Raw genomic sequence first — 12,214 nt, forward strand, 5'->3', positions numbered from 1 at the left:
TTAGCGCAGCCCGGTCTTCCGGTTCAGGGCCAGGTAGATCAGTTCGTCGATGAGTTCCGCGTAGCCCAGCCCGGACGCAGCCCACATCTGCGGGTACATGCTTTTCGGCGTGAAGCCGGGCATGGTGTTGATCTCGTTGATGATCAGCTCGCCGTCGGGAGTGTAGAAGAAATCCACCCGGCTAAGCCCCTCGGCGCCCACGGCATCGAACGCCGCGGCGGCAAGCTCGCGGACCCTGGCGATCGCCTCGTCAGGGAGGTCGGCCGGGCAGCTCAGCGAGGCGGCGTCGTCTTCCACGTATTTTGCATTGAAGTCATAGAACTCGTGCTCCCCCGGAGCCACGGCGATCTCCCCCGGCATGGAGGTCCGCGGCGGTTCCGTACCGCGCCCTTCAAGGACGGCGCATTCGATTTCGCGGCCCACGATGCCGGCCTCGATCACCAGTTTGAGGTCATGCTCGCGGGCGGCCGCGATGGCCGCGTCCAGGCCCTCCAGGGAGTCCACTTTGGAGATGCCCATGGAAGATCCTGCCCGGGCGGGCTTGACGAATACGGGGTAACCCAGCCGGTCAACGCGTTTGCGGATGGCTTCCGGGTCAGTGAGCCACTGCCGGTCCGTCACGGCGATGTACGGTCCCACCTGCAGGCCGGCGGCCTCAAAAACCACCTTCATGTAATGCTTGTCCATCCCGACAGCGGACGCGAGGACACCGGCGCCAACGTAGCGGGTGTCCGAGAGTTCCAGCAGTCCCTGGATGGTGCCGTCTTCACCGAACGGGCCGTGAAGCAGCGGGAAGACAACGTCCACGGCACCGAGCTCCTGCGGAACTTCGTTCGGGGACGCCACGATCAGCTGGTGTTCCCCGCCGATTTCGGCGAGTGTGACCGTGCGGGCAGAGGGCGACACCTCGGGTAGGGACGATGCCGAGAGGGACCATTGCCGGGTGTCCCCCGACACAAGGACCCATTGTCCGGTCTTTGCGATGCCGATGGGGATGACATCGTACTTGTCGTAGTCGATGGCCCCGAGCACGCCGGCGGCCGTCACGCAGCTGACGGCGTGCTCGCTGGAGCGGCCACCAAACAACACGGCGACGCGGGGTTTGGCGTGGCCGGGTGCGGTGTGCTTGTTCAATTGTTCTTCCGACACAGTCAGTAATCGCCTTCGGATTTCAGGTCCCGGGCCAGCAGCAGCGGTCCCAGTTCGTCAACGGACAATTTTCCGGCCAGCACGGCAACCACTGCCGCGGTGATGGGCATCTCGACGCCGAGCTTTCCGGCAAGTTCGTGCACGGCCTGCCCGGACTTGATCCCCTCGGCCGTTTGGGTCATTTCCGCGGTCACCTGTTCCAGCGTCAGCCCCTTGCCCAGCAGGCGTCCGGCAGTGTGGTTCCGGGACAACGGCGAAGAGCAGGTGGCAACGAGGTCGCCCAGCCCGGCCAGGCCAGCCATGGTTTGCGCTTCTCCCCCCAGGGCAAGCGCCAGCCTGGACGTCTCCGCGAGCCCCCGGGTAATCACGGACGCCTTGGTGTTGTCGCCCATCCTCTTGCCTTCGCAGATACCCACGGCGAGTGCAATGACGTTTTTCACGATGCCGCCGATTTCAACACCGACGACGTCGGTGGTGGTGTACGGGCGGAAATAGGGTGCGGTGCAGCTGCGGGCGATCCATGACGCCACCTCGGCGTCCGCACAGGCCACCACAGAGGCGGTGGGTTCCTCGCGGGCGATTTCCATGGCCAGGTTGGGTCCGGACACAACGGCAATACGGTCCGTCTTGATGCCCAGCTCCTCACTGATGACCTCGCTCATGCGGGCATCTGAGCTGAGCTCCAGGCCCTTCATCAGGGAGACCACAAAGGCGTCCGGCGATATCAGGTGCCGCCACTCGCGAAGCTGCAGCCGGAGGGACTGGGCCGGCACCGCCAGAACGACGAGGTCCGCCCCGGACAGCACCTCCGCCACGTCGGTGGAGGCGGTGATGCTGTGCGGGAGGTCGATGTCCTTAAGGTACTGCGAATTCCGGTGCGTGGTGTTGATCTGCTCAACAACCTCGCGGCGGCGTCCCCAGAGCCGGATGCTCCGCTGGACACCGGAGGCGGTGGCGGCATCAGCCAGTATCTTGGCAAACGTGGTCCCCCAGGAACCGGCTCCGAGAACGGCGACCGACATTGCCGAGCCGGCTGCGGCCTGGTCGGGGGTCATTTGCCGCTCCCCTCGATGTTGCGTCCATGCTTGGTCTGGTTGTGGGCGGCAGGATCCCATCGCTCAGCGGGAGGCTGTTCCCCCCGCAGGGTCGCCAGCAGGCCCGTAATGGCCTCCATGATGACCGCCGTGGCGGCCGTCAGCGTGGCTTTGTCCAGCGGACGGCCCTCGAAAGCGCTAAGGTCCACGGGGTCGCCCACGATGACGCGGGAGGTCCGACGGGGGAACAGATGGAACCGCTTCGCATAGCGCGGAAAGACTTGGTGTGCTCCCCAGTGGGCCATGGGAACCACCGGAATGCCGCTCTCCAGCGCCATCCGGGCCGCACCGGTATGGCCCTTCATCGGCCACAGCTCCGGGTCACGCGTCAGCGTGCCCTCGGGGTAGATGATGATGGCCCCGCCTTCGTCCACCACTGCCTTGGCGACCTGCAGCGAACGGTTGGCACCCGCCGTCGAACGTTCCACCGGGATTTGCTTGGTGGCGCGCAGGACTGCCCCCAAAACCGGCACCTTGAAGAGTCCGCCCTTGGCCAGGAAGTGCGGCATCCGCTTCTGGTTGTACAGCATGTGGCCGATCACGAGCGGGTCGATCTCGGTGCAGTGGTTGGGTGCGGCGATGAAGCCGCCCGCCGGAAGCTTGTCCAGCCCTTCCCACTTCTTGTTCATGAGCAGGTTCATCACTGGCCTGACGATCCCGGCGACGATGACAAAGGTGGTGCGGCTCTTGGCCGTTTCCTTCACTGGGACCCCGTTACTTGGCTGCGGTGATGTCGAAATCGGCGCCCAGGCCCGCGAGCTTCTCGGTGAAGCGCTCGTAGCCGCGGTTGATGATGTCGATTCCGGTCACCCGGGACGTTCCGGTGGCAGCCAGTGCGGCGATGAGGTGGCTGAAACCGCCCCGGAGGTCCGGAACGTCGATGTCGGTGCCCTTGAGCTGCGTGGATCCCGAGATGACGGCCGAGTGCAGGAAGTTCCGCTGGCCGAAGCGGCACGGCACGCTGCCGAGGCACTCCCGGTGCACCTGGATGTTGGCGCCCATCCGGATCAGTGCGTCGGTGAAGCCGAACCGGTTCTCGTAGACGGTCTCGTGGACGATCGACACGCCTTCGGCCTGGGTTAGGGCCACCACAAGGGGCTGCTGCCAGTCCGTCATGAATCCCGGGTGTACGTCCGTTTCAAGGACTAGCGGATTCAGCTTGCCGCCGCGGTGGTAGAAACGGATGCCGTCCTCGCCGATGTCCATCCCGCCGCCCACCTTGCGGTAGGTGTTCAGGAACGTCATCATGTCGCGCTGGGAAGCGCCCTCAACGAAAATATCTCCGCGCGTCACGAGCGCCGCTGAGGCCCAGGACGCTGATTCGTTCCGGTCCGAGAGTGCCCGGTGGTTGTAACCGCCGAGGTCCCTGACGCCTTCGATGCGGATGGTGCGGTCCGTCTGGACGCTGATGATGGCGCCCATCTTCTGCAGCACGGCAATGAGGTCGATGATTTCCGGCTCCGTGGCGGCACCGGAAAGCTCCGTGATGCCTTCAGCCCTGGTGGCGCTGAGCAGGACCTGCTCGGTGGCCCCCACTGACGGATAGGGCAGCGAGATCTTGGCGCCCTGGAGCCCCTTGGGCGCGGAAATGTGGATGCCGCCCGGACGCTTTTCGACGACGGCCCCGAACTGGCGCAGGACGTTCAGGTGGTAATCAATGGGGCGGTCGCCGATCTTGCAGCCGCCAAGGTCGGGAATGAACGCTTCACCGATGGCGTGGATCAGCGGACCGCACAACAGGATGGGAATCCTGGAGTCGCCTGCATGGGCGTCGATTGCGGTGCTGGACGCGGTCTTGGCGCCCTTCGGATCCAGGGTCAGGTCACCCGTAACAGGGTCCTTTTCGACCGTGACGCCATGAAGCTGGAGCAGGCTGGTGACAACCTCGACGTCCTTGATTTCAGGGACGTTGCGCAGCACGGACGGCTCGTTGCCCAGCAGGGCGGCCACCATGGCCTTGGGGACAAGATTCTTGGCCCCGCGAACGGTGACGCGTCCAGTTAGCGGGACGCCTCCGCGGATTGTCAAAACACTACTCATATACCGGTTTCCTCACGACTACTCGCCCCCAAATCCTTACAAAGGCTCCAGCTAAGCATAGGAGCTAGCGTTACCGATCTGAAATACGGCGCGTTTTTCCGGAGGGCGCCGCGGGGGCGGCAAGGGTGCAGCCGGTACCGGGGACCGGCGCTGCGGGGTCCGCGGTACCGGCGCCGCAGGGACCGTACCCGGCCCCGCCGTCCCCGCGGGACCGCGGGGCGGCCGCACCCCTCAGCGCCGGCCCGATCAGGACAGCCGTGCGGGCAGGGTCTTCGGCTTGAAAGCGGGCCTGGTGGCTTCGTAGGCTGTGATGTCTTCTTCGTGCTGGAGGGTCAGTCCGATGTCGTCCAGGCCTTCGAGGAGGCGCCAGCGCGTGTAGTCATCAATCTCGAACGGCGCCACCACGTTGCCGCACATCACGGTCTTCGAGACGAGGTCCACGGTCACCTCGGTGCCCGGGGCGTTCTCCAGCACCTTCCAGATGAGCTCGATGTCATCCTGGGCGACCTCGGCTGCCAGGAGGCCCTGTTTGCCGGAGTTGCCGCGAAAGATATCGGCGAACCTTGAGGACAGGACGGTCTTGAACCCGAAGTCCTTCAATGCCCATACTGCGTGCTCGCGGGAGGACCCGGTGCCGAAGTCCGGTCCGGCCACCAGCACGGAACCGGCGTTGAACGGCTCCTGGTTCAGGATGAAGGCAGGGTCCTTGCGCCAGGCCGCAAACAGTGCGTCCTCGAAGCCCGTGCGGGTAATGCGCTTGAGGTAAACGGCCGGGATGATCTGGTCGGTGTCCACGTTGCTCTGGCGCAGCGGTACGCCGATCCCGGTGTGGGTGCTGAACTTTTCCATGGCGGTTCCTTTGATGCTGGGTAGGTGTGGGCTGCGCGGGCTAGGCGGCGTTATCTAAGCGGCGCTGCTACTGACGGCGGCGGACTCGGGAGCGGGGTCCAGGTCCGACGGCGAACTGAGCGTGCCGCGCACCGCCGTAGCTGCCGCCACGACCGGTGAGACGAGGTGGGTGCGGCCACCCTTGCCCTGACGTCCCTCAAAGTTGCGGTTGGACGTGGAGGCACAACGTTCCCCCACCTCCAGCTGGTCCGGGTTCATGCCCAGGCACATGGAGCAGCCGGCAAAACGCCACTCAGCTCCAAAGTCCTTGAAAACCTTGTCCAGGCCTTCCGCTTCCGCCTCGAGCCGCACGCGTGCCGAGCCCGGGACAACGAGCATCCGGATGTTCGGGTCCTTGGTGCGGCCGCGGATGATGTCCGCCGCGGCGCGCAGGTCTTCCATCCGGGAGTTCGTGCAGGAGCCCAGGAAGACCGTGTCCACCCGGATCTCCTTCATCGGGGTGCCGGCTTCCAGCCCCATGTACTGCAGTGCCCGTTCGGCCGCGGCCTTGGCGTTTTCATCGCCGAAGTCCTCCGGCGACGGCACCCTGGAAGACAGCGAAACGCCCTGGCCGGGGTTCGTGCCCCAGGTGACGAAGGGCTCCAGGGTGTCGGCGTCCAGGTCCACCTCGACGTCGAACGTTGCGTCGTCGTCCGTGCGGAGCGTGTTCCAGTATTCGACGGCGGCGTCCCACTCCGCGCCCTGCGGCGCGTGCGGCCGTCCGTACATGTAGTCGTACGTTGTCTGGTCCGGGGCAACGAGGCCCGCGCGGGCGCCGGCTTCGATGGACATGTTGCAGATGGTCATCCGGGCTTCCATGGACAGTGCACGGATTGCCGAACCACGGTATTCGAGGACGTAGCCCTGCCCGCCGCCGGTGCCGATCTTCGCGATGACCGCCAGGATGATGTCCTTTGCCGACACTCCGGGGCGCAGGGTTCCCTCGACGTTTATCGCCATGGTCTTGAATGGCTTCAAGGACAGCGTCTGGGTGGCCATGACGTGCTCCACCTCGGAGGTGCCGATGCCCATGGCCAGCGCGCCGAAGGCTCCGTGCGTGGAGGTGTGCGAATCCCCGCAGACCACCGTCATGCCGGGCTGGGTGAGGCCAAGCTGGGGGCCCACAACGTGAACGATCCCCTGCTCGGCGTCGCCCAGGGAGTGCAGGCGGACGCCGAATTCCTTGCAGTTGTTGCGCAGCGTCTGGATCTGGGTCCGGCTGGTCAGATCGGCGATAGGCTTGTCGATGTCCAGCGTGGGGGTGTTGTGGTCCTCGGTGGCGATGGTGAGGTCCGGGCGGCGCAGCGGGCGACCGGCCAGCCGGAGCCCTTCAAAGGCCTGCGGCGACGTGACTTCATGCACCAGGTGGAGGTCGATGTAGAGAAGGTCCGGCTGGGCATTGGCACCTTCGCCGTCGCCTTTGCGCACCACGTGCGCGTCCCAGACTTTCTCGGCCAATGTCTTTGCCATGGCCATCTCCCTTCACTGCTGTTGGCTGTTTACATCCACTGAACCAGCACGCCCGCGTAATACGCCAGCCAAATGATTTGCATCTCAGATATTGAGACGGCAATATCATTACATGGACAATTCTAGTGGCGTCGGTGTCATCGATAAAGCGGCCCATGTGCTCGACGCACTTGAGGCAGGGCCCACCACTCTGGCGCAGCTGGTGGCTGCCACCGGACTGGCGCGGCCGACCGTACACAGGCTCGCCCTGGCACTGGTCCATCACCGGCTTGTCAGCCGCGACATCCAGGGCCGTTTTGTGCTGGGAAGCCGGTTGGTGGAGCTCGCCTCGGCCGCCGGCGAGGACCGGCTGATCGCCTCAGCCGGGCCCGTCCTGATGCAGCTGCGCGACGCCACCGGCGAAAGCGCCCAGATCTTCCGGCGGCAGGGTGACTGGCGGGTGTGCGTCGCGTCTGCCGAGCGTCCCATTGGTCTCCGCGACACCATCCCGGTGGGTACCCAGCTTTCCATGAAGGCCGGCTCCGCCGCCCAGGTCCTGCTGGCCTGGGAGGACCACGACCGGCTCCTCGAAGGTCTGCAGGCAGCGCGCTTCACGCCCACCGTCCTGGCAGGAGTGCGACGGCGGGGCTGGGGCCAGAGCCTCGGCGAACGCGAGCCGGGGGTCGCCTCTGTGTCGGCGCCCGTCCGTGGCCCGTCCGGACGCGTCATTGCCGCCGTGTCCATTTCCGGTCCGATCGAGCGCCTGACCCGCCAGCCGGGCCGGTTGCACGCCGAAGTCGTCTGCAATGCCGCCCGGGTGCTGACCGAGGCGCTCCGCAAGAACAACGACTGACACCGCAGCCGCCCGGCCGTCCCCTGCGGGCTCCGGGTATTAGGCTGTGCCCATGAACAGCTATGCGGTCTTCCTCCGTGGTATCAACGTGGGCGGAATCAACATCAAAATGGCGGACCTCAGGAGCGCCCTGGCGGAACGCGGGTTCGATGGAGTAAAGACGCTCCTGGCCAGCGGCAACGTTGCCCTGGCCAGCCCTCTCGGCGCCGCCGCACTCAAAAAGGACGTTGAAACCTGCCTGCGCGAGTCCTTCGGCTACGACGCGTGGGTGGTGGTTCTGACCGACGCCAGGCTTGCTGCACTCGTCGAGGCGTGCCCGTACCCTGCCGAGGACAAGACGACGCATACCTATGTCACCCTCAGTTCGGATACAGCCGTGCTGGACGAGCTGTTCGAGGCCGGTTCACGGCTGGACGGAACGCAGCAGCAGCGCCTGGGTCCGGAGGCCATGGCCTGGCTTGCACCCGCCGGAGGCACCCTGGACAGTCCATTCAGCAGACTCTCATCCAAAGCGCGCTACAAATCGACCACCACCACGCGAAACCTTCGCACCATGATCAAGGTCCGAGACGCCACGAAGGCGATGGGCAACGGCTAGTCGCGGCCCGCGGCTTTCAGGGCCGCGTTGAAGGACTTCAGCCTGCTGACTTCCACTTCCACCGGTTCAACCACACGCCTGTCCGCAACGGCGGCCACGGCCGCCCTGAGCTTCTTGCCCGCCGCGCCACCCCGCACTCGCGCGGCCGCCCCGGCGATGGCCTTTCCGGCGAGGGCCAGCACCACACCCAGCAGCAATCCCCCGGCGATCATCAGCGTTGGAACCGGCCACCCTTCCACCCTGGGCACCTCCGGAACAGGCAGCTGGAGATATCCCAGCCCGGCCAGGACACCGAGCCAGCCCACGCCGCCCAAAACCGCCACGAGGGCAAGCCATTGGGCAACGTTGAACAGTCCCCACCACCACGACTTTCTGCCGGCCAGCAGCTCAGTGCCGGCAATCGCCTGATCCATTGCGTCCGGCAGCTGGTCCCGGCCTTCACGCGCCGCGCCACGGATGGCCGCGCGCCACGGCCCCGGTGCCCCGGCACTGGCGGCATCCGCGAATTCCCGCACGGCAGCGTCCGTCCTGGCGCGTTCCGGTGCCCCGGCCGGCGGCAGCGATGTCCTGTTGACCTCCGCTGCAGCCCCCTCCCGACGCAGGTTCAGCCGCCGCAACGGGTCCGGGCGGAACCGGACCAGCCAGCGGGTCAGCGGCCAGCCCGTGCGCCTCGTGGCTTCCTGCCGGTACGACCTCGACACGGCATCAGCAACGAGCGGGACGTTGGCGGCCGCCGCAAGCTCGTCAGCCAGCCGGGACCTGGTGCCGGCTTTGACTCCGGCTGCCTCCCCGGTTCCGGAGGCCGCCGCAAGCCGGGCCGTGGCCTTGGAGACATCCGCGGCCAGCCGCTGCGAGGACGCCTGCCGTTGCACCACCACGTCTCGGATGGCCGCCCGGACTTTGTCGACGCCGGTCCCGTCCAACGCAGAGGCGCCAAGGACCTGGACCTTCCCCAGACCGTCCCGGGCCAGGATGGCTTTGAGGGATTCCAGCACCGGCCCGATGTCCGACGGCGGAAGCCGGTCAACCTGATTGAGTACCACCAGAGTGACCGCCCCGTGCGAAGCCAGGGGCGCAAGGAAGTCGTTGTGCACCGCGGCGTCCGCATATTTCTGCGGGTCCAGCACCCACACCAGGACGTCCACTAGACCCACCATCCGCTGGACAATCTCCCGGTTGGCGGCCTTCGTTGAATCGAAATCCGGCAGGTCCAACAGGATCAGGCCGGTGGATTCATCGGCGAACCCCGGCAGTGCCGAGGAATGATGGCGTTTGGCGACCCCGAGCCAGTCCAGCAGCGGTTCGCTGCCCTCCTGTCCCCAGACACCGGCCAGCGGTTCGGACGTCGTGGGACGGCGCACCGCCGCCGTCGCGATTTCCGCACCGCTGACCGCATTGAAGAGCGACGATTTCCCGCTGCCTGTGGCGCCAAAGAATCCCACCACAGTGTGCTCCGCGGACAGTGAACGGCGGGAACTGGCGCGCTCAAGGACCTGGAGCACGTCGTCCAGAGCCTCGTCCGGCAACACCCCACCGGCGAGCTCCCGCGCATCGTTCAGGGCTTGCAGGCGGGCGTCGAGCCGGGAGGCTTCCCTGCTTCCGCTGTGCCGGCTCATGCGGGTCCGGCCAGTTGCCGGAGGGCGCGCGAATGATCGGACAAGACCTCCGGCGGAACCCCGGTACTAATGTCGAGACGGTCCAGGAAGCGCTGCTGTTCCGCCTGAAGCAGCTTGTGGCACCTCGAATTCAGGTCCTCGCGGGCAGTTTGCGCGAGGCGTCTCACGGCGTCCTCGCCGAAGACGGCCTCCAGGAGCCGTTGACCAACGACGGCGGTACCTCCCGCCACTCCGATCTCCAGTCCCGTTAGCCCGGCGGTCATGGAGAAAACCACGATCATGAGGGCGGCCCCGAGTCCGTTGACCCCGAAGGAAAGCCACCGGGCGTGGGTGCGTTTGCCCTGGCCTTCCGTACGGATGAGCTCCATGAGCGCTCCCTGCCAGGCCCTGATTTCTGCTGCCACCGTGTCCGCGAAGCCGGCACTGGTGCCGGAAAGATCGTCCGCGCCCAGCAGCTGGCGGCCTGCGGGGTCCGAGCGCCAGCGCTGGTCGGCGTCCTCGGCCGCGTTGGCGGCTTCGTCCATGATGACCGCCTGCAGCCCCGTTTCAATGGCTGTTTCCACCTTGACAGCGGGAGCGGGCTCGCCGCGGAAGAAGGCGCCCATCCGGTCCCGCACGCGACCGATGTTCTGTTCCAGGACGCGGAAGAACTCGCCGGTACCGACAAAGTCCTGCCAGCGGGCCAGAACTTCGCCGCGCAGGAGGGCACCGTCCCGCGTTGCGTCCATAATCCTGGACCCTGCATCCTGATAAGCGTTGCGGACATCCCTGGCGAGGACATCCCGCGATTGCTGTTGCTCCCTCGATGCCTGCGCGAGGGCAGCAACGCGGCCGCTGAGCGCACGTACCGTGCCGTTGAGTGTCCGGCGGGCAATCTCAGCCCTCCCGGCAGAATCTGCTGCCAGTTGACGCAGCCAGTGGGCCACCGGTTCCACGGCGCCGTCGGGCAGCATTCCGAGACCGTCCAGGGTCACCTCCGGAATAATAAACAACCGGGCTGCACCCAGGCCCTCCCGCTGGAGCATGGTCCGGAGGTCCGCGCTGACCTCCTCCTCGGCGGCCGGGGGCACGCGGTCCAGCACCACGGCCACCATGATGTCCCTTGACGCAGCGTCGAGGAGCAGCTTCCAGGGCACGGCGTCGGCATAGCGGTTGGCTGTTGTCACAAATATCCAGAGGTCGGCTGCAGCGAGCAAGTGGCCCGCAAGCGTCCGGTTGCCATCCGAGACGGAGTCGACGTCGGGAGCATCCAGTAGTGCGATTCCTTGCGGCACGGCGGGGTGTCCCACGAGCACCAGGGAGGATATGGATGCCGCATCCGGTGCAGCGCCGGCCCGGCTGGCGGGAAGAGGCGTTTCCAGCACTGCGCCGCGGATTCGGCTCAGGTTCGGCAGTACCCGCTGGTCTTCGAACCAGGGAGAATCCGCCGGGTTGTGGAGCAATATCGGCTGCCTCGTGGTCGGCCGGATGGCGCCGGCCCTCGTGACCGGGTGGCCCACAAGGGCGTTGACCAATGTGGACTTGCCGGCTCCGGTGGATCCGCCCACAACTGCCAGCAGCGGAGCGTCAAGGCTGCGGAAGCGCGGAAGCATGTAGTCGTCCAGCTGCGCCAGTGCGTTTTTGATATCGAGGCGGGCCGCGTCAGCGCCGGGAAGTGCGAGCGGCAGCACGGCTTCGCCGAGGTCCCTGCGGACGGTCTCGAGCAGTTCCACAGCTGCGGCTGCGCGCGCATTGTGCACGGCGGGGCCCGCGGGTGAACTCTCAGATGGGGACGTCACAGCTTCATCATGCCAGTTCAAAACGCTGCCGGCTCGAATCCGGCACAGACCGCGCGGCACGGGCGGTTGCCAGAGCAACAGCGGAGCCCAAGCAAACAAAACAAAGCGGCCCCGGGCTGTTGCCCGGGACCGCTTCAGTGGTGACCCCAGCGGGATTCGAACCCGCGTTACCGCCGTGAGAGGGCAGCGTACTAGGCCGCTATACGATGGGGCCGCGTACTTCCGGATGGTATTTCTACCATCAGGCTCAGTGATTGTTTCATACACAAAGCCGGTGTTTCAAATCGGCCATACCGCTTGAAACCCCTGATCCGCCGCACCGAAATGCGGCTTTTTCAGAGCTGGGATACCAGGACTCGAACCTAGAATGACGGTACCAGAAACCGTAGTGTTGCCAATTACACCATATCCCAATGGAACTTTCGGGCCGGTCACTCAGGCCTAAACCTTCGCTCCCCGCGCCTCAGCACGAGTAATTACTTTACCCGAGAGTTTTGGCTGGCACAAATCGGCGCCCGGAGCCCCTTCCGAGCCCGCCAACCGGCCCGCGCGGAAAGTCCACAACCGACCGCAGGGCGAAGAAACCCTTGCAATTACAGGGTGGACAAGTTTACGCTCGGTAAGTTACCGACGAGTAACCACTCCCCTCCACACCTCCCGACCGGCAGTTCCAAGCGAACTTTCGAATGTTAGCTGCATCACGGCCGGGCGGCCGGGGACCACAGGAGTCCGACACCCACCGTCGAGAG

General features: G+C 65.9%; 10 protein-coding genes and 2 tRNA genes. 2 read left to right on the forward strand and 10 right to left on the reverse strand.

Annotated features, from left to right (window positions below; all coding sequences use genetic code 11):
• The 6 genes from ARTH_RS12745 to leuC form a co-directional block, all read right to left on the reverse strand.
• Complete coding sequence (locus ARTH_RS12745; RefSeq protein ID WP_011692355.1) at positions 1 to 1,149, reverse strand: D-alanine--D-alanine ligase family protein; 1,149 nt, start codon at positions 1,147 to 1,149, stop codon at positions 1 to 3.
• Positions 1,150 to 1,151: 2 nt separating this feature from the next.
• Positions 1,152 to 2,204 carry an NAD(P)H-dependent glycerol-3-phosphate dehydrogenase gene (locus tag ARTH_RS12750; protein ID WP_011692356.1) on the reverse strand — a complete coding sequence of 351 codons (1,053 nt, stop codon included), beginning with the start codon at positions 2,202 to 2,204 and terminating at the stop codon, positions 1,152 to 1,154.
• The gene (locus tag ARTH_RS12755; protein ID WP_011692357.1) at positions 2,201 to 2,947 is read right to left on the reverse strand and encodes a lysophospholipid acyltransferase family protein; all 747 of its coding nucleotides are present in this window, start codon (positions 2,945 to 2,947) and stop codon (positions 2,201 to 2,203) included. The genes ARTH_RS12750 and ARTH_RS12755 overlap by 4 nt, the downstream gene beginning before the upstream one ends.
• Positions 2,948 to 2,957: 10 nt before the next feature.
• Positions 2,958 to 4,283 (reverse strand): UDP-N-acetylglucosamine 1-carboxyvinyltransferase, encoded by a 1,326-nt coding sequence (gene murA / locus ARTH_RS12760; RefSeq protein ID WP_011692358.1) that lies wholly within the window; start codon positions 4,281 to 4,283, stop codon positions 2,958 to 2,960.
• Positions 4,284 to 4,529: 246 nt separating this feature from the next.
• Positions 4,530 to 5,132 (reverse strand): 3-isopropylmalate dehydratase small subunit, encoded by a 603-nt coding sequence (gene leuD, locus ARTH_RS12765; RefSeq protein WP_011692359.1) that lies wholly within the window; start codon positions 5,130 to 5,132, stop codon positions 4,530 to 4,532.
• Between the two features lie 54 nt (positions 5,133 to 5,186).
• Complete coding sequence (leuC, locus tag ARTH_RS12770) at positions 5,187 to 6,641, reverse strand: 3-isopropylmalate dehydratase large subunit (protein ID WP_011692360.1); 1,455 nt, start codon at positions 6,639 to 6,641, stop codon at positions 5,187 to 5,189.
• 112 nt (positions 6,642 to 6,753) lie between these two features.
• On the opposite strand from leuC, the gene ARTH_RS12775 reads away from it, so the two are divergent.
• Complete coding sequence (locus tag ARTH_RS12775) at positions 6,754 to 7,473, forward strand: IclR family transcriptional regulator (RefSeq protein WP_011692361.1); 720 nt, start codon at positions 6,754 to 6,756, stop codon at positions 7,471 to 7,473.
• 52 nt (positions 7,474 to 7,525) lie between these two features.
• On the forward strand, positions 7,526 to 8,071 hold the full coding sequence (locus ARTH_RS12780) for a DUF1697 domain-containing protein (protein WP_043429863.1): 546 nt from the start codon (positions 7,526 to 7,528) through the stop codon (positions 8,069 to 8,071).
• On the opposite strand, the gene ARTH_RS12785 is transcribed toward ARTH_RS12780, so the two are convergent.
• From ARTH_RS12785 to ARTH_RS12800, 4 genes are all read right to left on the reverse strand, one after another.
• On the reverse strand, positions 8,068 to 9,687 hold the full coding sequence (locus ARTH_RS12785; RefSeq protein ID WP_011692363.1) for a GTPase: 1,620 nt from the start codon (positions 9,685 to 9,687) through the stop codon (positions 8,068 to 8,070). The two genes, ARTH_RS12780 and ARTH_RS12785, sit on opposite strands and share 4 nt — an antisense overlap.
• Positions 9,684 to 11,465, reverse strand: coding sequence for a dynamin family protein (locus ARTH_RS12790; protein WP_011692364.1), 1,782 nt, complete (start codon positions 11,463 to 11,465; stop codon positions 9,684 to 9,686). The genes ARTH_RS12785 and ARTH_RS12790 overlap by 4 nt, the downstream gene beginning before the upstream one ends.
• Before the next feature lie 138 nt (positions 11,466 to 11,603).
• Positions 11,604 to 11,679: transfer RNA gene (locus ARTH_RS12795), tRNA-Glu, on the reverse strand.
• A gap of 127 nt (positions 11,680 to 11,806) precedes the next feature.
• Positions 11,807 to 11,878: transfer RNA gene (locus tag ARTH_RS12800), tRNA-Gln, on the reverse strand.
• Between the last annotated feature and the right edge of the window lie 336 nt (positions 11,879 to 12,214).

The organism is Arthrobacter sp. FB24, from assembly GCF_000196235.1.
Classification (GTDB): domain Bacteria; phylum Actinomycetota; class Actinomycetes; order Actinomycetales; family Micrococcaceae; genus Arthrobacter.